Below are 25,934 nucleotides of genomic sequence, written 5' to 3'. Positions count from 1 at the left end.
GCTCATGGCCGGCGCAAAAGAGATACGTAGTAAGATCGCAAGCGTCCAGAACACGCAAAAGATCACTAAAGCGATGGAGATGGTCGCCGCTTCCAAAATGCGTAAATCGCAGGATCGCATGGCGGCCAGCCGTCCTTATGCAGAGACCATGCGCAAAGTGATTGGTCACCTTGCGAACGGTAATCTGGAATATAAGCACCCCTACCTGGAAGAGCGCGACGTTAAACGCGTGGGCTACCTGGTAGTGTCGACCGACCGTGGTTTGTGCGGTGGCTTGAACATTAACCTGTTCAAAAAGCTGCTGGCGGATATGAAGGCATGGTCCGATAAAGGCGTTCAGTGCGAACTCGCAATGATCGGCTCTAAGGGCGTGTCATTCTTTAATTCCGTAGGCGGCAACGTTGTCGCTCAGGTGACAGGTATGGGGGATAACCCTTCTCTGTCCGAACTGATCGGTCCGGTTAAAGTGATGTTGCAGGCCTACGACGAAGGCCGTCTGGACAAGCTTTACATTGTCAGCAACAAATTTATTAACACCATGTCTCAGGTGCCGACGATCACTCAACTGCTGCCGCTGCCGGCGTCAGAAGATGATGATCTGAAGCGTAAAGCCTGGGATTACCTGTATGAACCAGACCCGAAAGCGCTGCTGGATACTCTCCTGCGTCGTTATGTGGAGTCTCAGGTTTATCAGGGCGTGGTAGAAAACCTGGCCAGCGAGCAGGCCGCACGAATGGTGGCGATGAAAGCCGCAACCGATAATGGCGGCAGCCTGATTAAAGAGCTGCAGTTGGTATACAACAAAGCTCGTCAGGCCAGCATTACTCAGGAACTCACCGAGATCGTCTCGGGGGCCGCCGCGGTTTAACCAGGTTATTTCGTAGAGGATTTAAGATGGCTACTGGAAAGATTGTCCAGGTAATCGGCGCCGTGGTCGACGTCGAGTTCCCTCAGGATGCCGTACCACGCGTGTACGATGCCCTTGAGGTGCAGAATGGTAATGAGAAGCTGGTGCTGGAAGTTCAGCAGCAGCTTGGCGGCGGTATCGTGCGTACCATCGCGATGGGGTCTTCTGACGGTCTGCGTCGCGGTCTGGATGTAAAAGATCTCGAACACCCGATCGAAGTCCCGGTAGGTAAAGCCACGCTGGGTCGTATCATGAACGTCCTGGGCGAACCGGTCGACATGAAAGGCGAGATCGGCGAAGAAGAGCGTTGGGCGATTCACCGCGCAGCACCTTCCTACGAAGAGTTGTCAAACTCTCAGGAACTGCTGGAAACCGGTATCAAAGTTATCGACCTGATGTGTCCGTTCGCGAAGGGCGGTAAAGTCGGTCTGTTCGGTGGTGCGGGTGTAGGTAAAACCGTAAACATGATGGAGCTTATTCGTAACATCGCGATCGAGCACTCCGGTTACTCTGTGTTTGCGGGCGTAGGTGAACGTACTCGTGAGGGTAACGACTTCTACCACGAAATGACCGACTCCAACGTTATCGATAAAGTATCCCTGGTGTATGGCCAGATGAACGAGCCGCCGGGAAACCGTCTGCGCGTTGCATTGACCGGTCTGACCATGGCGGAGAAATTCCGTGACGAAGGTCGTGACGTCCTGCTGTTCGTCGATAACATCTATCGTTACACCCTGGCCGGTACGGAAGTATCCGCACTGCTGGGCCGTATGCCTTCCGCAGTAGGTTACCAGCCGACTCTGGCGGAAGAGATGGGCGTTCTGCAGGAACGTATCACCTCCACCAAGACCGGTTCTATCACCTCCGTACAGGCGGTATACGTACCTGCGGATGACTTAACTGACCCGTCTCCAGCCACCACCTTTGCGCACTTAGATGCAACCGTGGTACTGAGCCGTCAGATCGCATCCCTGGGTATCTACCCGGCCGTTGACCCGCTGGATTCCACCAGCCGTCAGCTGGATCCGCTGGTTGTTGGTCAGGAACACTACGACACCGCGCGTGGCGTTCAGTCCATCCTGCAGCGTTATCAGGAACTGAAAGACATCATCGCCATCCTCGGTATGGATGAACTGTCTGAAGAAGATAAACTGGTGGTAGCTCGCGCGCGTAAGATCCAGCGCTTCCTGTCCCAGCCGTTCTTCGTGGCGGAAGTATTTACCGGTTCTCCGGGCAAATACGTCTCCCTGAAAGACACCATCCGTGGCTTTAAAGGCATCATGGAAGGCGAATACGATCACCTGCCGGAGCAGGCGTTCTACATGGTCGGTTCCATCGACGAAGCCGTGGAAAAAGCCAAAAAACTTTAACGCCTTAATCGGAGGGTGATATGGCAATGACTTACCACCTGGATGTCGTCAGCGCGGAGCAACAAATGTTCTCCGGTCTGGTCGAGAAAATCCAGGTTACGGGTAGCGAAGGCGAACTGGGGATTTACCCGGGGCACGCGCCGCTACTCACCGCCATTAAGCCTGGTATGATTCGCATCGTTAAGCAGCACGGTCATGAAGAGTTTATCTATCTGTCCGGCGGCATTCTGGAAGTGCAGCCTGGCAGCGTGACCGTTCTGGCGGATACCGCGATTCGCGGTCAGGATCTCGACGAAGCGCGAGCCCTGGAAGCGAAGCGTAAAGCCGAAGAGCACATTAAGAGCTCGCACGGTGACGTGGATTACGCTCAGGCGTCTGCGGAACTGGCCAAAGCGATCGCTAAACTGCGCGTTATCGAGTTGACCAAAAAAGCGATGTAACACCGGCTTGAAAGCATAAAACCAGTCTGATTGCGGACTGGTTTTTTTTTATCCTCTCAATTTTTATTCGATAAACTAGCAACGACAAAAACAAGCGGCTGAAGGCGACGCGTTTTCAGCGACAGCGCTGTTTTCATTAAATCCTTCTTTCTGTCATTGGCATCTGCACATTGTGCGAAGAAGGGAGGAATGGATGCGTTTTTATTGCATAAAATGAGGGATTATTACTATGTCATTTCAGCCATCCTTTGCGGGTCCACAACCCGACTCAAGGATTGATCGTACTACCTTTATTCGTCGTGCTTATCTTCATCTCGCCGTCGCCATCGTCGGTTTTATCGTATTGAGCGCGGCGTGGAGTTTTATAGGGGTCGGGGAGTATGCGCTTGATGTGCTGCTGGCTGGTGGAAGATATAGCTGGTTGGTTGTTCTCGGCGCTTTTATGCTGGTGGGAATGCTGGCGACCCGTCTGGCGGATAATGCGGGGAATAATCAAACGCAACTTATCGGGCTGGGGATTTATGTGTTGGCAGAATCCCTGATTTTTGCCCCCCTGTTAACGGTGGCGGCGTATATTAACCCGTCGAGCATTGGCGCGGCGGCAATAACGACTCTGTTGCTGGTCGGCGGCCTGACGTTTACCGCTTTTTCTATAAAAAAAGACTTTTCTTTTCTGCGCTCGTTTCTGACTATGGCTGGGTTCATTGCTTTTGGCGCGATTATTGCCAGCGTCATCTGCGGCTTCTCGCTGGGCGTCTGGTTTTCTGCGCTGATGGTACTGCTGTGCGCCGGGTTTATACTTTACGATACTTCTAACATTATTCACCATTACCCTACCGATCGCCCTGCTGGCGCGGCATTACATCTGTTTGCTTCTATCGCGACCATGTTCTGGTATATTTTGCGGATTTTTATGTCGCGTAATTAAGTAAAAAATACGCGCAACGGAAAACCAGCGGCCTCTGTCGCTGGTTTTTGCTTTTCTGACTCCCCTGCGCTTTATTACGTTATCTTCTTTATTTATGGAGTAAAAAAACAGCAAAAACATCGGACTACGTTGCCAATACGCGGGTGTTTTTACTTTTCAGGAGACAAGAGGCGCGGTAATGAACGAAAATGATTCATTAGCAGGCGGGGATTTTATCCCGGTGAGCGTTTTATCCTTCTTCCATTTTACGATGAAAAAAATGTAGTATTTTCAACGTGAAACAGTATAAATTCGTTCTCAAATTACAGTCAGGACGCGTATGTTAAATAGTGCTATGAGCGTAGTGATCCTTGCCGCAGGTAAAGGCACACGCATGTATTCCGATATTCCTAAAGTGCTGCACACGCTGGCGGGTAAACCCATGGTGCAGCATGTCATTGATGCAGCTACTAAATTAGGGGCCGCACAGGTTCATCTGGTCTATGGCCACGGTGGCGAGTTGTTAAAACAGACCCTGAAAGATGACAAGCTGAACTGGGTGCTTCAGGCGGAACAGTTGGGAACAGGTCACGCAATGCAGCAGGCCGCGCCCTTTTTTAGCGACGATGAAGATATTTTAATGCTTTACGGCGACGTGCCGCTGATTTCGGTTGAAACCTTACAGCGCCTGCGCGATGCCAAACCGCAGGGTGGTATTGGGTTATTAACCGTGAAGCTGGACGATCCGAGCGGCTATGGCCGTATTACGCGTGAAAACGGTAAAGTGACCGGCATCGTTGAACATAAAGACGCCACTGATGAACAGCGTCAGATCCAGGAAATTAACACTGGTATTCTGATCGCCAACGGCGCGGACCTGAAACGCTGGTTGTCTAAGCTGACTAACAATAATGCGCAGGGTGAATATTACATCACAGATATCATCGCGCTGGCTTATCAGGAAGGACGGGAAATCGCCGCGGTGCATCCGGCTCGCATCAGCGAAACGGACGGCGTGAATAACCGTCTACAGCTTTCTCGTCTGGAGCGTATTTACCAGGCCGAACAGGCGGAGAAACTGCTGTTATCCGGTGTTATGTTGCGCGATCCGGCACGTTTTGATCTTCGCGGCACCCTTCATTGTGGAATGGATGTGGAAATTGACGCTAACGTTATCATCGAAGGTTATGTAACGCTCGGTCACCGCGTGAAGATCGGCGCGGGCTGCATTATTAAAAACAGCGTTATTGGCGATGACTGCGAAATTAGCCCATACAGCGTGGTGGAAGATGCGCATCTGGAAGCGGCCTGCACCATCGGTCCGTTTGCTCGCCTGCGTCCCGGCGCGGAGCTGTTAGCGGGCGCTCACGTCGGCAATTTCGTTGAAATGAAAAAAGCGCGTCTCGGTAAAGGTTCTAAAGCCGGCCATCTGACCTACCTGGGCGATGCGGAAATTGGCGACAACGTGAATATCGGCGCGGGGACCATCACCTGTAACTATGATGGCGCGAACAAATTCAAAACGGTTATTGGCGACGATGTGTTTGTCGGCTCCGATACCCAACTGGTGGCGCCGGTTACTGTTGGTAAAGGAGCCACCATCGCCGCAGGGACTACCGTCACCCGTAATGTAGCCGACAATGAACTGGTATTAAGCCGCGTGCCGCAGGTGCATAAGCAAGGCTGGCAGCGTCCGGTGAAGAAAAAGTGATTTTGTAGGTCGGATAAGCGTCAGCGCCATCCGGCAGACCGGAGATGAGAGGATAAAATAATCCTCCGCTCCATGAGCAGTACTTATAAAAATAACCCCACTCTCTACAAGGCTCGGGGCGCCCGCAACGACGGGCATACAGGTCAGCGACAACGCATGGCGTAATGCCATAATCAGGAAATAAAACTATGTGTGGAATTGTTGGCGCTATCGCGCAGCGTGATGTAGCTGAAATCCTTCTCGAAGGTTTACGTCGTCTGGAATACCGCGGATATGACTCTGCCGGTCTGGCCGTGGTGGATGCAGAAGGTCATATGACCCGCCTGCGTCGCCTCGGTAAAGTCCAGATGCTGGCTCAGGCAGCGGAAGAACATCCTCTGCATGGCGGCACCGGTATTGCTCACACTCGCTGGGCGACGCACGGTGAACCTTCAGAAGCTAACGCGCATCCGCATGTTTCTGAACACATTGTGGTGGTGCATAACGGCATCATCGAAAACCATGAACCGCTGCGTGAAGCGTTAAAAGCGCGTGGCTATACCTTCGTTTCTGAAACCGACACCGAAGTGATTGCACACCTGGTAAACTGGGAACTGAAACAGGGAGGTACTCTGCGTGAGGCTGTTCTGCGTGCTATCCCGCAACTGCGTGGCGCATATGGTACGGTAATCATGGATACCCGTCACCCGGATACCCTACTGGCTGCACGTTCTGGTAGTCCGCTGGTGATTGGCCTGGGTATGGGCGAAAACTTTATCGCTTCTGACCAGCTGGCGCTGTTGCCAGTGACTCGTCGCTTTATCTTCCTTGAAGAGGGCGATATCGCTGAAATCACTCGCCGTTCGGTAAATATCTTCGATAACACCGGCGCGGAAGTAAAACGTCAGGATATCGAATCCAATCTGCAATATGACGCGGGCGATAAAGGTATTTACCGCCACTACATGCAGAAAGAGATCTACGAACAGCCGAACGCGATCAAAAACACCCTTACCGGGCGCATCAGCCACGGTCAGGTGGATTTAAGCGAGCTGGGACCGAACGCCGACGAACTGCTGTCGAAGGTTGAGCATATTCAGATCCTCGCCTGCGGTACGTCTTACAACTCCGGTATGGTTTCCCGTTACTGGTTTGAATCGCTGGCAGGTATTCCGTGCGACGTTGAAATCGCCTCTGAATTCCGCTATCGCAAATCTGCCGTGCGCCGTAACAGCCTGATGATCACGCTCTCCCAGTCTGGCGAAACCGCAGATACCCTGGCTGGCCTGCGTCTGTCGAAAGAGCTGGGATATTTGGGCTCTCTGGCCATTTGTAACGTGCCGGGCTCTTCGCTGGTGCGTGAATCCGATCTGGCGCTGATGACCAACGCGGGTACGGAAATTGGCGTAGCATCTACCAAAGCCTTCACCACCCAGTTAACCGTGCTGTTGATGCTGGTGGCGAAACTGGCGCGTCTGAAAGGTCTGGATGCGTCCATTGAGCATGATATCGTGCATGGCCTACAGGCGCTGCCGAGCCGTATTGAGCAGATGCTGTCGCAGGACAAACGTATCGAAGCCCTGGCGGAAGATTTCTCTGACAAACACCATGCGCTGTTCCTGGGGCGTGGCGATCAATATCCGATTGCGCTCGAAGGCGCGCTGAAGCTGAAAGAGATCTCTTACATTCACGCGGAAGCCTATGCTGCAGGCGAGCTGAAACACGGGCCGTTGGCGCTGATTGACGCCGATATGCCGGTGATTGTGGTGGCGCCGAACAACGAACTGCTGGAGAAACTGAAATCCAACATCGAAGAAGTTCGCGCACGTGGCGGTCAGTTGTACGTCTTCGCCGATCAGGATGCGGGTTTCGTCAGCAACGACAACATGCACATCATCGAGATGCCGCATGTGGAAGAGGTCATTGCGCCTATCTTCTACACCGTTCCGCTGCAACTGCTGGCGTATCACGTGGCGCTGATTAAAGGCACCGACGTTGACCAGCCGCGTAACCTGGCGAAATCGGTTACCGTAGAGTAAGTACAAATGTAGTACCAGGCAGAAGGCCGTCGATAGACGGCCTTTTTTTGTGCGCCGTGACAGGCGCTGTTCTTTCTCTATGGTGGCTGAAGAGCGACTAAGAGGTGCTACGCCTGCCTGCGCTACGGGCACCCGGTCACATTCTCTTCTTTAAGGCCCTGGCTCAATCCAGGTGGATCGGAAATCAAACCATCCCAGGTTATTCAGGTGGATCCCCCTGGCCCGGTCGGGGCTTTTGAGTCGCATCCAGTGGTGAAACAGCGGCTGTAGCCAGCCTGAACGGGTGGTTTCCCTGACCAGTTGTTCCGCGCTGATGGTTTCGGCATGCCACTGGGTTTCCCATTGGGCCAGCAGCGCATCATCCCCACCGCTGATGGCATGGCGCAGTAAAGGGGAGCCCAGTAGCCATGTACCGACGTTCCACTCTTCGGGAATGGGGAAATTGACCGTCCCCAGCCAGAGATCCACATTGGCTTTGCCATTCGCCCAGTCATCATAATTCAGCTCAACGCCCTCAAGTAAAATGCCCTGCTGGCGCATGATCTCTTGCATGATATCCAGGAGCATTGGAAATTCAGGGTGCTGATCGTGATAGGCCAGACGCAGTTTTGCGTAGGGCGACGACGAGATAAAAGGTGAACAGGCCGGGCCCGCCTCAATAGTATGAAACCAGGAGGACAGCAGGCTGCCGCCCGGTACCCAGAAGGGGCGAATTGCCTCACTCAGATGCTGGAGTATGGTGTAAGGGCTGAGTGTTTCCCGTAGCCAGCGGCGATGTTCGGCGGTATGCCAGTGCGGGGAGCGGCTGTCGCATAATAAAAAATATCCTCCACGCTCAAGAAACATCTCGCGCAGGTTGTCAGAAGGTTTGCCTGATACCTGGCTAAGCCGTCCGGAAACGTAATCCTCATCGCTCAGGCTGGAGCTGAGCCAGGCTGCCGTGTCGTTATCCGACAGCGATTCCGCCAGGTTGTCTGTCTCCGTTAAATTCGGCCAGATAAAGACCTCCACTTCATCCAGCAGCCCGCGCAGGCCGAAATAGTGGTCAAAGGCCTTCATTTGCAGATGAAAGCCATTGTTTTCCACCACCTCATAAGGGCCAGTCCCCACAGGATGTGCCGGGAAATCAGCGCGTTGTGTATGGTCAGGCGGTAGGATCATGGCATCAATATGGCTGAGCAGCAGCGGCAGTCGGTTATCCGGGTGCGCCAGCGTAATTTCAAGGCTCAGCGGCCCGGTGGCCTGAATGGTCTGCAAGTGCGAGAACAGCGGCAGCTTAGCGCTGCGAGTTAGTGAAGCGATAACCGCGTCGATCGTCAGCTCCTGACCATCATGCCAGAGGACGGCGGGGCGCAGATAAAAACGCCAGCGCAGCGGATCAATCTGCCGCCAGTGGTGGGCAAGATCGGCTTCGACTTCACCTTTTTCCTCATTTATGCGCGTCAGGCCGCTAAAAATCTGCCTGACCAGATGCTGCTCAGAGCGACGCAACGGTATGCCGGGGCACAGCGACGGCATTGTCCGGTAATAGGGGATGCACAGCCGCTGATAGTCTGCCCGCACGCTATAGCCCAGCTTTGAACGCAGCAGTTGCGCCACCTGGTGCTTATTTTTACCCAGCAGTTGAATGGCCTGATCAACATGACCAGACTCCAGCAACTGCTCCGCCTTTTCGCTTAACAGCTGTTCTGGTTTATAGCGCAGGTGAAGCCGGGCGCGATGCCCACGTCCGGCCTGTGATTGCCAGATGAGCCACTTTGCCTCCTGCATCTGAAGCAACAGATTACGCATATGTCGCCGGGTGCAGAACAACACATCCGCCAGCTCCTGTAGCGTCACGCTAACAGGCTTGTCGCCATAGTGCTGGAGTAGCTTTAAGTATTTTTGTTCAGTGTGCCGGGTTGCCATAAAAGGTGAAATTTCCCTAACGGGAATGAGCAATTTTTAATATCCCCTTTTTAGCCGATGATTTTCTCTATCGCAACTTCTATGAGGATTCATCATGACAAAGCGCATTAATAAAGATACTCAGGTCTGCATGTCCCTGGCGGCACGCCCGAGTAACTTCGGTACACGCTTTCACAACTATCTGTACGAAGCGCTGGATCTCAATTATCTCTACAAAGCTTTCTCGCCGACCGATCTTACGCAGGCCATTAGCGGCGTGCGCGGTCTGGGGATCCGTGGGTGCGCGATCTCTATGCCGTTTAAAGAAGCCTGCATTCCGCTGGTGGATGAACTGGATGCTTCTGCTCAGGCCATTCACTCAGTTAATACCATTGTGAATACCAATGGCCATCTGAAGGCGTACAACACCGATTACATTGCAATAGCTCGCTTGCTGGCGAGTTACAAGGTCTCTCCCGACCTGGTGTTTGCTTTGCGTGGCAGCGGTGGTATGGCAAAGGCGGTGGCCTGCGCGCTGAAGGATGCGGGGTTTACCCGTGGTTATATTGTCGCGATTGATGAAGCGTCAGGTAAACAACTGGCCGAACTCTATGGCTATGAATGGCGCCCGGATACCGAGGGTATTGAAGCCGATTTGTTAATTAACGCCACGCCTATCGGAATGGCTGGCGGTAATGATGCCGACAAACTCTCTTATTCCGAACAGGAAGTGGATAAGGCGAGCGTTATCTTTGATGTGGTGGCGCTACCGCCCGTCACGCCGCTGATCCGCTACGCCCGTGAACGCGGTAAAACCGTGATTACCGGTTCCGAAGTGTTTGCTATTCAGGCCGTGGAGCAATTTGTCCTTTATACCGGGATTCGCCCGGATGACGCGCTGTTCCAGAAAGCCGCGGCCTGGTCACGCCTGTAACATTTTTTCCCGCTTTTTCTTTAAATTAAAAGAACAGGGTACCCTACTATGACTAAAAAAATTGTTGCTGTGACGGCCTGTCCGACGGGCGTCGCCCATACCTTTATGGCGGCAGAAGCGTTGGAAATTGAAGCCCGCAAGCGTGGTGACTGGATCAAGGTTGAAACCCGCGGTTCCGTCGGGGCGAAGAACACGCTGACCGCGGAAGAGATAGCGCAAGCGGATGTGGTGATTATCGCGGCGGATATTGAGCTGGATCTGTCAGGCTTTGTTGGCAAAAGACTCTATCGCACCAGTACCGGCGCGGCGCTAAAAAAGAGTGCGCAGGAAATGGATAATGCTTTCAATAGCGCCGAGGTCTATCAGGGGAGTGCCGGGCGCTCTTCTTCAGCTGGTAAAACAGAGCTACCCGGCGTTTATAAGCATTTAATGACCGGCGTATCCCATATGCTTCCTTTGGTGGTGGCGGGAGGGTTATGTATCGCGCTCTCTTTTGTCTTCGGTATCCAGGCCTTCAATGAGCCGGGCACGCTGGCGGCTGCGTTATTTCAAATCGGTGGTAAGGCGGCCTTTGCGCTGATGGTGCCGGTACTGGCTGGGTTTATTGCCTTCTCAATTGCCGATCGTCCGGGTCTGGCCCCGGGGCTTATTGGCGGGATGTTGGCCAGCCTGTGCGGCGCTGGTTTCCTGGGAGGGATTGTGGCCGGTTTTCTGGCCGGTTACAGCGTACGGTTTCTGGCGCAAAATATTAAGCTGCCAGCGTCAATGGAAGCGCTTAAGCCGGTACTGGTTCTGCCGCTACTGTCTACGCTGATTACCGGCCTAATCATGATTTACGTGGTGGGTGGCCCGGTGTCTGCGGTGATGGAAGGGCTGACGACGTTCCTGGGGAATATGACCTCTACGAATGCTATCTTGCTGGGAATGTTGCTGGGCGCAATGCAAGGTTTTGACCTTGGCGGGCCGGTGAATAAAGCTGCGTATACCTTCGGCGTCGGTTTACTGGCTTCTCATTCTTATATGCCAATGGCGGCTATTATGGCGGCAGGGATGGTACCGGCATTAGGAATGGGCGTCGCAACCTGGGCGGCAAGAGCGAAATTCAATGCCGCTGAGCATGAAGCGGGTAATGCATCTTTTATCCTGGGGCTATGCTTTATCTCTGAAGGGGCGATTCCCTTCGCCGCGCGTGACCCGATGCGCGTGATCCCTTCCACCATGGTCGGTGGCGCAATCGCCGGGGGACTGTCCATGTATTTCGGTTGTACACTGATGGCGCCACACGGTGGTCTCTTTGTCCTGGCGATCCCGCATGCGGTAGAACATGTGATGCAGTACCTGCTCTCGATTGCCCTGGGCACGATTGTCTGCGGTCTGATGTACGCGCTGTTGAAACCGTCTGCGGTTGCGCAAACAGTCTAATTCATCTCCCCCTGCAGGCTGGTCTGGTGTCTCCCCGGGCCAGCTTTTTTTATTTCCATTGTCATCAAACCGTCATAATCAAGACATATAACTGTCATCAATTTGTCCTATTTTGCTCATCGTAGCAACTCAAACAACGATTTACCGAAACCGTGCAGGAGACATTATGAAAGTTATGCGTACCACTGTCGCAACTGTTGTCGCCGCGACCTTATCGATGAGCGCGTTCTCTGCCTTTGCAGCAGCAAGCCTGACAGGTGCCGGTGCAACGTTTCCTGCGCCGGTGTATGCCAAATGGGCGGATACCTACCAGAAAGAAACCGGTAACAAAGTCAATTACCAGGGGATAGGCTCTTCCGGCGGCGTGAAACAAATCACCGCGAATACCGTTGATTTTGGCGCTTCCGATGCGCCGCTGTCTGACGAAAAATTGAATCAGGAAGGCCTGTTCCAGTTCCCGACGGTGATCGGCGGCGTGGTGCTGGCGGTGAATATTCCAGGCCTCAAATCCGGCGAACTGGTGCTGGATGGTAAAACGCTGGGTGACATCTACCTCGGTAAAATCAAGAAGTGGGATGATGAAGCCATCACCAAATTGAACCCAGGCGTGAAGCTGCCTTCTCAGAACATCGCTGTGGTGCGTCGCGCTGACGGTTCCGGTACTTCCTTCGTGTTCACCAGTTACCTGGCGAAAGTCAACGACGAGTGGAAATCGAAAGTGGGCGCGGGTTCTACCGTGAACTGGCCAACCGGTCTGGGCGGTAAAGGTAACGACGGCATCGCGGCATTTGTACAGCGTCTGCCAGGCGCTATCGGCTACGTTGAATACGCTTACGCTAAGCAGAACAACCTGGCCTACACCAAACTGGTTTCTGCCGACGGCAAACCGGTAAGCCCGACGGAAGAGAGCTTCTCTAATGCGGCGAAAGGCGCAGACTGGAGCAAAACCTTCGCGCAGGATCTGACCAACCAGAAAGGTGACGATGTGTGGCCAATCACCTCCACCACCTTTATCCTGGTCCACAAAGCGCAGAAGAAACCTGAGCAGGGTGCTGAAGTGCTGAAGTTCTTCGACTGGGCCTACAAAAATGGCGCTAAGCAGGCGAATGATCTGGACTACGCCAGCCTGCCGGATAACGTTGTTGAGCAGGTTCGTACCGCCTGGAAGACCAGTATAAAAGACAGCAACGGTAAGGCGCTGTATTAATTAACGAATTGGCGGATGGCGCTACGCTTATCCGCCCTACGGTTTCGACCGCAGGCCCACGTTGTAGGCCGGATAAGCGTAGCGCCATCCGGCAGGGGCAACGTCGTAAAACGCGTTTAATGGAAAGAGTAATTTATGGCTGCAACCAAGCCTGCTTTTAACCCGCCGGGTAAAAAAGGCGACATGATTTTCAGCGCGCTGGTAAAACTGGCTGCGCTGATTGTGCTATTGATGTTGGGCGGTATTATCGTCTCATTGATCATCTCCTCCTGGCCAAGTATTCAGAAATTTGGTTTCTCATTTCTTTGGACTAAGGAATGGGACGCGCCAAACGATATCTACGGCGCTCTGGTGCCCATTTATGGCACGCTGGTGACCTCCTTAATCGCACTGCTGATCGCCGTTCCGGTCAGTTTCGGCATTGCCCTGTTTTTAACCGAGCTGGCGCCAGGCTGGCTAAAGCGTCCGCTCGGCATCGCCATTGAACTGCTGGCGGCGATCCCCAGTATCGTGTACGGCATGTGGGGGCTGTTTATCTTCGCGCCGCTGTTTGCGACGTACTTCCAGGAGCCGGTCGGCAATATTCTTTCCAACATTCCGTTTGTCGGCGCGCTGTTCTCCGGCCCGGCCTTTGGTATCGGCATTCTGGCGGCGGGCGTCATCCTCGCCATCATGATCATCCCCTACATTGCGGCGGTTATGCGCGACGTCTTCGAGCAAACACCGGTAATGATGAAAGAGTCCGCTTACGGTATCGGCTGTACTACCTGGGAAGTTATCTGGCGCATCGTGCTACCGTTCACCAAAAATGGCGTGATCGGCGGCATTATGCTGGGGCTGGGCCGTGCTCTGGGTGAAACGATGGCGGTCACTTTTATCATCGGCAACACCTACCAGCTCGACAGCGCGTCGCTGTATATGCCGGGCAACAGCATCACTTCCGCGCTGGCGAACGAATTCGCTGAGGCGGAATCGGGCCTGCACGTGGCAGCGTTGATGGAGCTGGGGCTGATCCTGTTTGTGATCACCTTTATCGTCCTGGCGGCGTCTAAGTTCATGATTATGCGTCTGGCGAAGAACGAGGGAGCACGTTAATGGCTACGCTTGATATGCAGAACACCGCGCAGCTCGCGGAATCCCGTCGCAAGATGCAGGCGCGTCGCCGCATGAAGAACCGTATCGCACTAACGCTCTCAATGGCGACGATGGCATTTGGCCTGTTCTGGCTGATCTGGATTTTGATGTCCACCATCACGCGCGGCATTGATGGTATGTCGCTGGCGCTGTTTACCGAAATGACGCCGCCGCCGAACACGGCGGGCGGCGGGCTGGCGAACGCCCTGGCGGGGAGTGGATTGTTGATTCTCTGGGCTACCGTATTGGGTACGCCGCTGGGGATTATGGCGGGTATTTACCTGGCCGAGTATGGCCGTAAATCCTGGCTCGCCGAAGTCATTCGCTTTATTAACGACATTCTGCTTTCCGCGCCGTCAATTGTTGTGGGGCTGTTTGTTTACACCATCGTGGTGGCGCAGATGCAGCACTTCTCCGGTTGGGCTGGGGTGATTGCACTGGCGCTGTTGCAGGTACCGATCGTTATCCGTACCACTGAAAACATGCTCAAGCTGGTACCGGATAGCCTGCGTGAAGCCGCTTATGCGCTGGGTACGCCGAAGTGGAAGATGATCTCCGCGATTACGCTGAAAGCCTCTATCTCCGGCATTATGACCGGTATTCTGCTGGCAATTGCCCGTATTGCCGGGGAAACGGCGCCATTGTTGTTTACCGCGCTCTCGAACCAGTTCTGGAGCACCGACATGATGCAGCCGATCGCCAACCTGCCGGTGACCATTTTTAAATTCGCGATGAGTCCGTTTGCCGAATGGCAACAATTAGCCTGGGCGGGCGTGCTGATTATTACCCTGTGCGTACTGCTGCTGAATATTCTGGCGCGTGTTGTTTTCGCGAAGAAAAAACACGGTTAAAGACATTGTAGGCCTGATAAGCGTAGCGCCATCAGGCATTATTTTACGGCGTGACGGATGCGGCGCTGGATGAGGAAAAGAGTGAAATGAGTATGGTTGAAACTGCCCCGAGTAAGATTCAGGTTCGTGATTTGAACTTCTACTACGGCAAATTCCATGCCCTGAAGAACATTAATCTGGATATCGCGAAGAATCAGGTAACGGCATTTATCGGGCCATCCGGCTGCGGTAAATCAACGCTACTGCGTACCTTCAATAAAATGTACTCGCTTTATCCGGAGCAGCGCGCGGAAGGTGAAATTCTGCTGGATGGCGACAATATTCTCACCAACACCCAGGATATCGCGCTGCTGCGCGCAAAAGTGGGGATGGTATTCCAGAAGCCGACGCCGTTCCCGATGTCCATCTATGACAATATCGCCTTTGGCGTGCGTCTGTTTGAGAAGCTGTCTCGTGCCGATATGGACGAGCGCGTGCAGTGGGCGTTGACCAAAGCCGCATTATGGAACGAAACCAAAGATAAATTGCACCAGAGCGGGTACTCTCTCTCCGGTGGTCAGCAGCAGCGCCTGTGCATTGCGCGCGGTATCGCCATTCGCCCGGAAGTGCTGCTGTTGGATGAGCCATGCTCAGCTCTGGACCCGATCTCTACCGGGCGTATTGAAGAGCTGATCACCGAGCTGAAACAGGATTACACCGTGGTGATCGTGACCCACAACATGCAGCAGGCGGCACGTTGCTCCGATCATACGGCGTTTATGTACCTGGGCGAGTTGATTGAGTTCAGCAACACGGACGATCTGTTCACCAAGCCCGCGAAGAAACAAACAGAAGACTATATCACCGGTCGTTACGGTTAATTCAGGAGTGCGTAATGGACAGTCTGAACCTTAATAAACATATTTCCGGCCAGTTCAACGCCGAACTGGAAAGCATCCGCACTCAGGTAATGACCATGGGCGGCATGGTGGAGCAGCAGCTTTCTGACGCTATCACCGCCATGCACAACCAGGACAGCGAGCTGGCGAAGCGCGTGGTAGAAGGCGATCATCAGGTTAATATGATGGAAGTCGCCATCGATGAAGCCTGCGTGCGTATTATCGCCAAGCGCCAGCCGACGGCGAGCGATCTGCGTCTGGTAATGGCGATTATCAAAACCATCGCCGAACTGGAGCGCATTGGCGACGTGGCGGATAAAATCTGCCGTACCGCGCTGGAGAAATTCTCCCAGCAGCACCAGCCGCTGCTGGTCAGCCTGGAGTCGCTGGGCCGCCACACCGTGCAGATGCTGCACGACGTGCTGGATGCGTTCGCGCGCATGGATCTCGACGAAGCGGTGCGTATCTACCGTGAAGACAAGAAAGTTGACCAGGAGTACGAAGGCATCGTGCGTCAGCTGATGACCTACATGATGGAAGACTCGCGCACCATTCCCAGCGTGCTGACCGCGCTGTTCTGCGCGCGCTCTATCGAGCGTATCGGTGACCGTTGCCAGAATATCTGCGAATACATCTTCTACTTCGTGAAGGGGCAGGATTTCCGTCACGTGGGCGGCGATGAGCTGGATAAGCTGCTGGCGGGGAAAGACCCAAAAGAGTAAATCTCATTCTTTTGCCCGGTGGCGCTGCGCTTACCGGGCCTACAGGTACAGATGCTGTAGGCCGGATAAGCGTCAGCGCCATCCGGCATTTCAGTTAACGCGTAATCTCCCACCCGCGCGCTTTCCACAATCCCGGCAACTGCGCCAAATCGGTAAAAGTCGTCACGTTAGGGTGATCGATCGGCTTGTTATGCGGATCGGCGCAGAAATAAAACACTTCCATTCCCGCCGCAATTCCTGACTGCGCGCCTGCGCTGGAATCATCCACCAGAATACACTTCTCAACATTGACCTTCATGGCGTTCGCCGCATGGAGCATCAGTGCCGGATCGGGCTTCCAGCGTTGAATATCGTAACCGCTAAACAGCAAATCAGGAAAATGATGCAACATGCCCAGTTTACCCAGCGAATGCTGCATCTTACTGACCGGCCCGTTGGATACCACGCACATGGGCGTCTTAATGCTGTCCAGCAGCGTATTTGCGCCCGCGATCGCTTCCAGTTCGGTATCGAACAGGCGCGCCACTTCCGCGCGGTACACCGGCTCCAGCTCCGCCTTTGCCAGCGCAACGCCATGCTCTTTACTGATGGTATCGATAATTTCGTAGAGCTTTACGCCTTTAAAGCGTCTGAATACTTCCGTGAGCTCAAGCGTAATGCCGAACTGCCGGAACATAGTGACATAGGCGCGCGAGCAAATCACTTCACTGTCGACCAGCGTGCCGTCACAGTCAAAAAACACTGCTTCGATTTGGGACATGTCATTTCCATTTTAACAAGTTTAACGTTTACGTAATGCTGAATGAGGGGACGCAATCGTTGCCGTACTAACAAATTGAGTGAAAAAAATTACCACACAACTGCGCCAGGTGTCGCATTTTGGTATAGGATAACGGCGAATTTTCCCTCCTTTCTCCGGAAATTGATAATGAGTCAACAACACACCACCCAGGCTTCTGGTCAGGGTATGCTGGAACGCGTGTTTAAACTGCGCGAACATGGCACGACGGCACGAACCGAAGTGATCGCCGGTTTTACCACTTTCCTGACGATGGTTTATATCGTTTTTGTTAACCCGCAAATTCTGGGCGTAGCTGGCATGGACACCAGCGCCGTCTTTGTGACCACCTGTCTGATTGCGGCCTTTGGCAGTATTCTGATGGGTCTGTTCGCTAACCTGCCGGTGGCGCTGGCGCCCGCGATGGGGCTGAATGCGTTCTTTGCCTTCGTGGTTGTGCAGGCAATGGGACTGCCGTGGCAGGTAGGCATGGGCGCCATTTTCTGGGGCGCTGTTGGTCTTTTATTGCTGACTATCTTCCGCGTGCGTTACTGGATGATCGCCAACATTCCGGTCAGCCTGCGCGTGGGCATCACCAGCGGCATCGGCCTGTTTATCGGCATGATGGGGCTGAAAAATGCCGGCGTGATCGTCGCTAACCCGGAAACGCTGGTCAGCATCGGCAACCTGACCTCGCACAGCGTGCTGCTGGGGGTTCTCGGATTCTTTATTATTGCGATTCTCGCTTCGCGCAACATTCATGCGGCGGTGCTGGTGTCCATCATCGTCACGACGCTGCTTGGCTGGATGATGGGTGATGTACACTACAACGGCATTGTCTCCGCGCCACCAAGCGTCACCAGCGTGGTAGGGCATGTCGATTTGGCAGGCTCGTTCAATCTTGGCCTGGCGGGGGTTATTTTCTCCTTCATGCTGGTAAACCTGTTTGACTCCTCCGGTACGCTGATTGGCGTGACCGATAAAGCCGGCCTGGCGGATGAGAAAGGCAAATTCCCGCGCATGAAGCAGGCGCTGTTTGTTGATAGTATCTCTTCCGTCACTGGCGCATTTGTCGGAACCTCTTCTGTGACCGCTTATATTGAATCGTCTTCCGGCGTTTCGGTGGGCGGTCGCACCGGTTTGACGGCGGTGGTGGTCGGTATTTTGTTCCTGCTGGTTATCTTCCTGTCGCCGCTGGCGGGCATGGTGCCGCCTTACGCGGCGGCGGGCGCGTTGATTTACGTCGGCGTGCTGATGACCTCCAGCCTGGCGCGGGTAAACTGGCAGGATTTAACCGAATCGGTCCCGGCGTTTATTACGGCGGTAATGATGCCGTTTAGCTTCTCGATCACCGAAGGTATCGCGCTGGGCTTTATCTCTTACTGCGTGATGAAAATCGGTACCGGTCGCCTGCGCGACCTTAGCCCGTGCGTAGTGATTGTCGCGCTGTTATTCGTGCTGAAGATTGTGTTTATTGACGCACACTGATGAAATGAACCCTCGCCCCATCGGGGGGAGGGTTTTTAACGAACTTACGCTTTAACGCGCTGAATATACTCGCCAAATGCGGTCAACTGACCGGTCAAATGATCTAACGTTCCCTGATCCACCACTTCTCCAGTCTGCGGGTCGACTTTATTCTGAATCACGCCGCCCATAAATTCCGGTTTATTCATCACCATCGCATCAAGGAACACCAGAATCTGGCGCAGATGATACTGGCAGCGCGCGCCGCCAATCGCCCCCATTGAACTGGTCTGGATAAGAACGGGCTTACCCGCCAGCGGTTGCTCAGGCAGACGGGATAGCCAGTCGATGGCATTTTTCAGGCCGCCGGGAACGGAATAGTTATATTCCGGCGTCACAATGACGACGCCGTCGGCGTTGCGAATCTGCTCCGCCAGCGCCTCTACGCTGGCTGGAAATCCCTCTTCCTGCTGGATATCGGCGTCATACAGCGGAATATCCCCGATTGAAGGCAGCGGCGATACCGTCATTCCTGCCGGCGCGACTTTAGGCAGCGTACGCGCCACCATCCCGTTAAAGGAACCTTTGCGTAAACTTCCCAGCAATGTAACCACATTCAGCGTTTCAGACATACGTGCCCCTTTTTTCATTATGAACGATTAAGCGTATACGATTTGGCGGCGGGGAGTTGGGCGAATCGCATCAGACGGCCGGTTGGCTCATTGGCGCGCGTCTGGATATCGGGCAGGCTTTTCCAGCCCAGTTTGCCATCGAACTCCCACACTTTTAATTTTTCTATCGCTGGCGTAACGGTTACGGACCATACCAGCACATCTTCCGCATCGCACACGGCTTCAAGCTGCGTGACATGCGCGCACTTCAGGCGTCCGGCAACGGGTAAAAGTTGCAGCTCCCGCGGATCGTCATTCATGACATCGCCGGTGAGTTTTAACACGCTCTGGCGCAATGTAATGAGTTGCGCTCGCGCTTCGTTGGGATCGTTTTGATTGGCTACCCATAAGTTTTCATTACGGGAGAAAGGGTGGCGTTCGAGCGAATGTGGATGGTGAAAGCCGCGGGAGGTGCGCTGTAATTCCATATCCAGCCCGCACTCTCCTTCGGTGGTCAACGCCACGCCAACCATATTTCCGGCGTAGGAAATAGAAAAGCCTGGCAGATTTTTGTCACGAAACGCGGGTTTACCTTTCGCCTGAATAATGATTTCCGGCAGCTCGCTAATTCCGTACAGCATAAACATCAGTTCGGCAAGAAGGCCTCTGGAGGCGAGAAAACGCGTTCGTCGGTGAGCAGGCAGGTTTCTGGCTTCAATATGGCAAGACGAAGAGAGACGAATTGAAACCAACTGTCCCTCCGTAAGTATCCCTCTGGCAAAGTGAGTCGCCATTTTTCGCTCCGTGATTAATGGGCCGTGATAATGACGAGAGTAACATTAACGTAAATTATGGACAGGTTTTACGCGCTAAAAATTCAATTTCAGAAGGTTCTTTAATCAGATGGTGACATTTCTGGTAAGAGGAAGGTTAATTTATCAACGCAGGTGGTCAGATAAGGCGACGGCAGAGCGTGTTGATAGCCTGTCGTAGCCACACAATCTTGGGATTATGACTATTACGTTTGTGCCATAATAGGGTAAACGGCACCATCAGCTTTTCCCGCTGTTGCGCATCAAAAGGCAGGGGGCGCGCCACTAACGGTAGCTGGTGGAGCTGATTGTAGTGCTGGCAATAGCGCGGCGCGGTTGCTATCAGGGTGTGACCCGGCTGGGCGGCCATAAAGAGCGACTGCTCGAACCCCGGCAGGCTCAACGCGATATGGCGTTTGCGTCCCATTTCTTGCAGGACATCGTCCAGCGCCCAGGTATCGCTTTGCTCCCAGCAAATACTGATATGTGGGTAGCGCAGAAAAGTGTCCAGATCCCACGCTTCGCGCAGCGCCGGATGATCTTCCCGCAGCCAGACCCACGGTAAATCGCTAAACAACACCTCAAAATCAATCGCGAGCGGTAACAGACTGAGCAATTCTCGCGAGCGGGGATGGCTTTCGCGTCCGGTAAATCCGATATCGACTTCCCCACGCGTAATCGCCTCCAGCGAGTCATAATCCCAGTTGCGAACCTTAATGGTAGCCTGCGGATAGCGCTGATAAATCTGCTGCGACAGTGAATTAAACATAATCATCATCAGCGGCGACTCTGCTGCCAACTCAAATTTTAAACCGCGCGGCGTTTGATGATGTGGTTTATCAAGCAGTTGATTCCCCATCTGCATCCAGTCCGCCAGACTTTGCTCCATACTGACCATCAGCGGCGTCGGCGCCAGGCCCAGCGGCGTATTGACGAACAGCGGATCGTCAAACCATGCCCGGAGTTTCGCCAGCGATTTGCTGACCGCTGAGGGCGTTACGTTCATCCGTTTTGCAGCTTTAGTGACGCTGCGCTCCTGCATGAGTAACTGTAGGCATAACAGCAAATTAAGGTCGAGATTGGTAAGGGATTTCTTCATGCTCGGCTACGGACCTGTTGGGCGTGACGGAGAAGATCAGCAGAATACTCACTATGCTACAACCAATCAGAATCCCGATCAGCATATTCATCGCGCTGATACCGAGTATTGCCGCCAGCCAAATCCACAGTGATGAACCGCAAACCTGCGCGATACCGAGCGTGGAACTGGCCACTCCGGCGCGCAGCGAAAACGGCCCCAGCGCCTGGCTCATCGCGACGCCAAAACCAACCGAGAATCCGGCGCAGATAAGCGTCAGGCCAAAGAGTGTGACGGTATTGGTATGAGCAAGGCTTAACGTCACGCCAGCCGTCAAAAACAGCCCCTGTGAGACGAGCATTAAGGTTCGCGGCTTAAATAACCCAAGCGCAAAAGGGGTGGAAAAAGAGACGACCATACTGACGCCTGCGGTGAGCGCCATGGTAATGGCATAGTCGCCACGACTAAATCCCATCACCTCCATCAGCAGCACTGGAGAGGCATTGACGAAGGTCAGGATCACCGACACGCTAAGGGTGGTGATCGCCAGTCGACTAACGAAAAAACGGTTAACCAGCGACTCGGCGGCGGGCGACGATCGTGATAAATCGCGTGGAGCCAGCCTTGCCGGGCGCGTCTCGCGCAGGATAAACAGTGATAACAGGCCCACAATAATGCCCATCGCGGACATCGTATAGAACAGACTTTGCCAGGGGAAACGCAGCATAATCAAATGCCCCACCACCGGGGCGAGTACCGGCACAATACAGGTAATCCCATTCAATAATGACAGCACTTTCGCCCGGCGATGCTCGTCGAGCGTGTCGCGCAGAATGGCGAACGCCACCACATAGCAGCCGCCTGCGCCTACTCCCTGAAGAAAACGTCCACTCAGAAATAGCGAGCCTTCCGACGCCCGTGAACAAAGCAGTGAGGCCATCATAAAGACGAGCGCGCCGACGATCGCGACCGGCTTGCGGCCTGACTGGTCGGCTATCTTCCCGGCAAACAGCATGGCCGTCGCCATTCCGGCCAGGTAAACGGAGAAGGCGATATGCAACTGCGCCTCGCTGGCGTTCAGATCGGCGGCTATACGCGGTAAACCGACCAGATACATATCAATACCGGCAGGATAGAGTAAAACCAGGGCAAAACTACACAGTAGAAAACGTTTCATAGCGGCCTCACGAAAAGTGTGGCGCTAAGAATACGGGGCGACGTTGCGCGAGACGAGTTGCCATTTGGACAACAGTGATTTCCGCATGGGAAATCATTGCTGCCGGATGGCGGCATAAACGCTTTATCCGGCTTACGGGTTTTGTAGGCCCGGTAAGCATTGCGCCACCGGGCAATACAACGTTACTTACCAATACAGAAAGTAATTAGTTATTTTAAATCAATAAATTATATGTTTTTTGGAGTAAATGTGGAGTAAAACTTACCAATCACAAAACACATAAAGTATTGATTATATGAAGATATTACTCTACTCGAATTCTCCCTGATCTTCATCCGGAACTATGTTTAGACCCATGTGAAGTTGATTTGAGCTGTTCAGCCCTGCAATTCGCTTCAGCTCGTCAGGTGTCTCATCACTGAACGTCGCTAGGTAATAGTAAGGATGGCCGTCGTCACTGCCTACCAGATCGTAATCAACGAAGTACTGCTCTACCTCTTCGAGCGTCCAATGAACTTCTCCGGCAATAGCTATTAATAGATCTGTATTGTCGTCGGGATGATTGTGGCTCCTGGGTAGAACCGAAAGTTCAGCAGAGGTGATCCCTTTATCCTTCCAGTTTCTCAGAATGCCAGACCATAAATTAGCTCGAAGATTTGAACTGGGTTGGAATCTAGACGCATTCCAATGAATGACATCTCGTTCACCGTTTTTCAAATGAAGAACGACCTGTGCCTTCTTGCGAGCTATCAGCTCATTTTTGAAAGCAGTCTCATCAGGGACAAAGGTTAGGGACGGTTTGTTTTCGCTTGACTTGGGTCCGCCCTCCTCAACCGAGTCGAGCAATCGCTCGATAACTCTCTCTGGTGTGTCGAATCCGACAGCCAACGCTTCCAATCTGCGGTACACATCATCGGAAATGCTAATAGTGACTGGCATCTTAATACCTCCATAGGATTAACTATATATAGAACTATATATGATTATTTATATAGATCAAGTTTTTCAGAGAAAGAGCCGAGCTTTTATTTTCTTGTTCAACAAACCACCATTTTCTTAACAGTTCATAACTTAGCAAGTTGTCATTTTCAGAAGACGACTGCACCAGTTGATTGGGCGTAATGGCTGTTGTGCAGCCAGCTCCTGACAGTTCAATATCAGAAGTGATCTGCACCAATCTCGACTATGCTCAATACTCGTGTGCACCAAAGCGAGGTGAGCATGGCGACGGAGGCTCTGTTGCAAAGATTGGCGGCAGTCAGAGGTAGGCTGTCGCTCTGCGCCGATCAGGCGGCTGCTGCGAAATGGTGGTTGAGCATGCCCATGGCCTCCGTCAGCGCCGAGGGCCCAATGCCAAAAGCTCTCTCCACAAGGCGCACCTCGCCCCTGATGCCGGGCTGCAGGCACCAGGGGCGAGCCTGTCCTTTGCGCAGGGCTCGCATGACTTCGAATCCCTTGATCGTGGCATAGGCCGTGGGGATCGATTTGAAACCGCGCACCGGCTTGATCAGTATCTTGAGCTTTCCGTGATCGGCCTCGATCACGTTATTGAGATACTTCACCTGCCGGTGGGCCGTCTCCCGGTCCAGCTTTCCTTCGCGCTTCAATTCGGTGATCGCTGCACCATAGCTCGGCGCTTTGTCGGTATTGAGCGTGGCAGGCTTTTCCCAGTGCTTCAGGCCTCGCAGGGCCTTGCCCAGGAACCGCTTCGCTGCCTTGGCGCTGCGGGTCGGCGACAGGTAGAAATCGATCGTGTCGCCCCGCTTGTCGACTGCCCGGTACAGGTAGGTCCACTTGCCCCGCACCTTGACGTAGGTTTCATCCAGGCGCCAGCTCGGATCAAAGCCACGCCGCCAGAACCAGCGCAGCCGCTTCTCCATCTCCGGGGCGTAGCACTGGACCCAGCGATAGATCGTCGTATGGTCGACCGAAATGCCGCGTTCCGCCAGCATTTCCTCAAGGTCGCGATAGCTGATCGGATAGCGACAATACCAGCGCACCGCCCACAGGATCACATCACCCTGGAAATGGCGCCACTTGAAATCCGTCATCGTTCCGTCCGTCCAATCTCCGCCAAGCATGCTCAAGCTTCACGATTTTTGCAACAGAGCCCACACGAGTATTGAGCATAGTCGAGATTGGTGCAGATCACTTCTGATATTGAACTGTCAGGAGCTGGCTGCACAACAGCCATTACGCCCAATCAACTGGTGCAGTCGTCTTCTGAAAATGACATTTGGTATCTCTCATAAACGGATGTTTTTGAGAGAACTATCTTCGGCCTTCACACGCACGAAAGGCGGCGAAGCTCCGCCGTTAATCCGTCCGCCGGAGATCTCGCCCAGGCAGGCTGAAGGCCGAGCAAGCCTGACAGGCCCGAAAAGCCCGGCACGGGCGTCGGCGGCGATGACGGCGGCGGCATTATCCAGGGTTGATGATGGAAGTGGAGGATATCGACAACCTCTCGCGCAACCAAGACATCGCGGTCGGACTGCAAGTGATCTTGAAGCCACGGGCCCGTCCCACCCCGACATGGACCTCGATGCCCGAACGGACGTTAGATTTCGAGTTCTAGGCGTTCTGCGATGAAGGTTGGATCCCAGCCGGGATTGAAAGTGTCGACGTGGGTGAATCCGAGCCGCTCGTATAGGCCACGCAGGTTCGGGTGGCAGTCGAGCCGCAGCTTGGCGCACCCCTGCGTTCGCGCGGCATGGCGGCAAGCCTCGATCAGCGCGGAGCTGACACCCCGGCCCGCATGTGTCCGTCGCACCGCGAGCTTGTGCAGATATGCGGCCTCCCCCTTGAGGGCGTCGGGCCAGAACTCGGGATCCTCGGCCGACAAGGTGCAACAGCCGACGATGCCGTCGCTGCAACTCGCGACTAGGAGCTCGGATCTCAGGACGAAGGTCTCCGCGAATGTCCGGTCGATCCGCGCGACGTCCCAGGCGGGCGTTCCCTTGGCGGACATCCACGCCGCAGCGTCGTGCATCAGCCGCACAACCTCGTCGATATCACCCGAGCAGGCGACCCGAACGTTCGGAGGCTCCTCGCTGTCCATTCGCTCCCCTGGCGCGGTATGAACCGCCGCCTCATAGTGCAGTTTGATCCTGACGAGCCCAGCATGTCTGCGCCCACCTTCGCGGAACCTGACCAGGGTCCGCTAGCGGGCGGCCGGAAGGTGAATGCTAGGCATGATCTAACCCTCGGTCTCTGGCGTCGCGACTGCGAAATTTCGCGAGGGTTTCCGAGAAGGTGATTGCGCTTCGCAGATCTCCAGGCGCGTGGGTGCGGACGTAGTCAGCGCCATTGCCGATCGCGTGAAGTTCCGCCGCAAGGCTCGCTGGACCCAGATCCTTTACAGGAAGGCCAACGGTGGCGCCCAAGAAGGATTTCCGCGACACCGAGACCAATAGCGGAAGCCCCAACGCCGACTTCAGCTTTTGAAGGTTCGACAGCACGTGCAGCGATGTTTCCGGTGCGGGGCTCAAGAAAAATCCCATCCCCGGATCGAGGATGAGCCGGTCGGCAGCGACCCCGCTCCGTCGCAAGGCGGAAACCCGCGCCTCGAAGAACCGCACAATCTCGTCGAGCGCGTCTTCGGGTCGAAGGTGACCGGTGCGGGT

At 54.1% G+C, this 25,934-nt stretch carries 24 protein-coding genes; 14 read left to right on the top strand and 10 right to left on the bottom strand.

All coding sequences use genetic code 11. The annotated features are described in order from the left end of the window. Positions 1-4: 4 nt before the first annotated feature. The 6 genes from atpG to glmS all read left to right on the top strand — a co-directional run bounded on the left by atpG (position 5) and on the right by glmS (position 7,353). Entirely contained in the window at positions 5-868 is an 864-nt protein-coding gene (gene atpG, locus J4650_RS21445) for a F0F1 ATP synthase subunit gamma (protein WP_000896506.1), read from the top strand. Positions 869-894: 26 nt separating this feature from the next. Next, complete coding sequence (atpD, locus tag J4650_RS21440; RefSeq protein WP_000190499.1) at positions 895-2,277, top strand: F0F1 ATP synthase subunit beta; 1,383 nt, start codon at positions 895-897, stop codon at positions 2,275-2,277. A gap of 20 nt (positions 2,278-2,297) precedes the next feature. Continuing rightward, entirely contained in the window at positions 2,298-2,717 is a 420-nt protein-coding gene (locus tag J4650_RS21435) for a F0F1 ATP synthase subunit epsilon (protein ID WP_001251971.1), read from the top strand. Positions 2,718-2,946: 229 nt separating this feature from the next. Continuing rightward, the gene (locus tag J4650_RS21430) at positions 2,947-3,645 is read left to right on the top strand and encodes a Bax inhibitor-1 family protein (protein WP_000009904.1); all 699 of its coding nucleotides are present in this window, start codon (positions 2,947-2,949) and stop codon (positions 3,643-3,645) included. Positions 3,646-3,964: 319 nt separating this feature from the next. After that, positions 3,965-5,335, top strand: coding sequence for a bifunctional UDP-N-acetylglucosamine diphosphorylase/glucosamine-1-phosphate N-acetyltransferase GlmU (glmU, locus tag J4650_RS21425; protein WP_000934851.1), 1,371 nt, complete (start codon positions 3,965-3,967; stop codon positions 5,333-5,335). A gap of 188 nt (positions 5,336-5,523) precedes the next feature. After that, on the top strand, positions 5,524-7,353 hold the full coding sequence (gene glmS / locus J4650_RS21420; RefSeq protein ID WP_000334058.1) for a glutamine--fructose-6-phosphate transaminase (isomerizing): 1,830 nt from the start codon (positions 5,524-5,526) through the stop codon (positions 7,351-7,353). A gap of 150 nt (positions 7,354-7,503) precedes the next feature. On the opposite strand, the gene J4650_RS21415 is transcribed toward glmS, so the two are convergent. Then, positions 7,504-9,261: an SgrR family transcriptional regulator gene (locus J4650_RS21415; protein ID WP_023993767.1), complete on the bottom strand. Its 1,758-nt coding sequence runs from the start codon at positions 9,259-9,261 to the stop codon at positions 7,504-7,506. A 94-nt stretch (positions 9,262-9,355) separates the two neighbouring features. Here J4650_RS21415 and J4650_RS21410 point away from each other — a divergent pair, with 94 nt between their 5' ends. From J4650_RS21410 to phoU, 7 genes are all read left to right on the top strand, one after another. Beyond that, a complete protein-coding gene (locus tag J4650_RS21410) occupies positions 9,356-10,174 on the top strand; it encodes a shikimate 5-dehydrogenase (protein WP_000166718.1) in 819 nt (272 codons plus the stop codon). 48 nt (positions 10,175-10,222) lie between these two features. Next, positions 10,223-11,596: a fructose-specific PTS transporter subunit EIIC gene (locus tag J4650_RS21405; RefSeq protein WP_000162545.1), complete on the top strand. Its 1,374-nt coding sequence runs from the start codon at positions 10,223-10,225 to the stop codon at positions 11,594-11,596. Between the two features lie 166 nt (positions 11,597-11,762). Next, on the top strand, positions 11,763-12,803 hold the full coding sequence (gene pstS, locus J4650_RS21400; RefSeq protein ID WP_000867131.1) for a phosphate ABC transporter substrate-binding protein PstS: 1,041 nt from the start codon (positions 11,763-11,765) through the stop codon (positions 12,801-12,803). Between the two features lie 135 nt (positions 12,804-12,938). Continuing rightward, positions 12,939-13,898 (top strand): phosphate ABC transporter permease PstC, encoded by a 960-nt coding sequence (gene pstC / locus J4650_RS21395; RefSeq protein WP_023993768.1) that lies wholly within the window; start codon positions 12,939-12,941, stop codon positions 13,896-13,898. Continuing rightward, entirely contained in the window at positions 13,898-14,788 is an 891-nt protein-coding gene (pstA, locus tag J4650_RS21390) for a phosphate ABC transporter permease PstA (protein WP_000212199.1), read from the top strand. The genes pstC and pstA overlap by 1 nt, the downstream gene beginning before the upstream one ends. A gap of 86 nt (positions 14,789-14,874) precedes the next feature. Beyond that, the gene (gene pstB / locus J4650_RS21385) at positions 14,875-15,648 is read left to right on the top strand and encodes a phosphate ABC transporter ATP-binding protein PstB (RefSeq protein WP_000063118.1); all 774 of its coding nucleotides are present in this window, start codon (positions 14,875-14,877) and stop codon (positions 15,646-15,648) included. 14 nt (positions 15,649-15,662) lie between these two features. Continuing rightward, positions 15,663-16,388, top strand: coding sequence for a phosphate signaling complex protein PhoU (phoU, locus tag J4650_RS21380; RefSeq protein ID WP_000377800.1), 726 nt, complete (start codon positions 15,663-15,665; stop codon positions 16,386-16,388). Between the two features lie 94 nt (positions 16,389-16,482). Here phoU and yieH read toward each other — a convergent pair whose 3' ends face one another. Continuing rightward, positions 16,483-17,148: a 6-phosphogluconate phosphatase gene (gene yieH, locus J4650_RS21375; RefSeq protein ID WP_001594165.1), complete on the bottom strand. Its 666-nt coding sequence runs from the start codon at positions 17,146-17,148 to the stop codon at positions 16,483-16,485. Positions 17,149-17,316: 168 nt separating this feature from the next. Between yieH and adeP the strand changes: the two genes are divergently transcribed. After that, on the top strand, positions 17,317-18,654 hold the full coding sequence (gene adeP, locus J4650_RS21370; protein ID WP_001519317.1) for an adenine permease AdeP: 1,338 nt from the start codon (positions 17,317-17,319) through the stop codon (positions 18,652-18,654). A 44-nt stretch (positions 18,655-18,698) separates the two neighbouring features. Here the strand turns inward: adeP and J4650_RS21365 are convergent, their stop codons facing one another. The 8 genes from J4650_RS21365 to J4650_RS21320 form a co-directional block, all read right to left on the bottom strand. Further along, the gene (locus J4650_RS21365; RefSeq protein WP_001575173.1) at positions 18,699-19,283 is read right to left on the bottom strand and encodes an NADPH-dependent FMN reductase; all 585 of its coding nucleotides are present in this window, start codon (positions 19,281-19,283) and stop codon (positions 18,699-18,701) included. Then, a complete protein-coding gene (locus J4650_RS21360; RefSeq protein WP_000190678.1) occupies positions 19,283-20,038 on the bottom strand; it encodes a 4'-phosphopantetheinyl transferase superfamily protein in 756 nt (251 codons plus the stop codon). Before J4650_RS21360 ends, J4650_RS21365 begins: the two co-directional genes overlap by 1 nt. A 157-nt stretch (positions 20,039-20,195) precedes the next feature. Continuing rightward, entirely contained in the window at positions 20,196-21,155 is a 960-nt protein-coding gene (yidZ, locus tag J4650_RS21355) for an HTH-type transcriptional regulator YidZ (protein WP_000749366.1), read from the bottom strand. After that, positions 21,124-22,311 carry an MFS transporter gene (locus J4650_RS21350; protein ID WP_000819615.1) on the bottom strand — a complete coding sequence of 396 codons (1,188 nt, stop codon included), beginning with the start codon at positions 22,309-22,311 and terminating at the stop codon, positions 21,124-21,126. Before J4650_RS21350 ends, yidZ begins: the two co-directional genes overlap by 32 nt. Positions 22,312-22,620: 309 nt before the next feature. Then, positions 22,621-23,250 (bottom strand): hypothetical protein, encoded by a 630-nt coding sequence (locus tag J4650_RS21345; protein ID WP_001145449.1) that lies wholly within the window; start codon positions 23,248-23,250, stop codon positions 22,621-22,623. Positions 23,251-23,597: 347 nt separating this feature from the next. After that, positions 23,598-24,362: an IS6-like element IS6100 family transposase gene (locus tag J4650_RS21335; RefSeq protein ID WP_001389365.1), complete on the bottom strand. Its 765-nt coding sequence runs from the start codon at positions 24,360-24,362 to the stop codon at positions 23,598-23,600. A gap of 506 nt (positions 24,363-24,868) precedes the next feature. Beyond that, entirely contained in the window at positions 24,869-25,369 is a 501-nt protein-coding gene (locus J4650_RS21325; RefSeq protein ID WP_000376623.1) for a GNAT family N-acetyltransferase, read from the bottom strand. Between the two features lie 127 nt (positions 25,370-25,496). After that, positions 25,497-25,934 (bottom strand): dihydropteroate synthase (locus tag J4650_RS21320; protein ID WP_031972817.1); only part of this gene is annotated, 438 nt, incomplete at its 5' end.

It is taken from the genome of Salmonella sp. 32120201201600049SM (assembly GCF_017572835.1).
GTDB classification, from domain to species: Bacteria; Pseudomonadota; Gammaproteobacteria; order Enterobacterales; family Enterobacteriaceae; genus Salmonella; species Salmonella enterica.
Note: the sequence above shows the minus strand (reverse complement) of the source record. Positions and strands in the feature narration are given on the sequence as shown.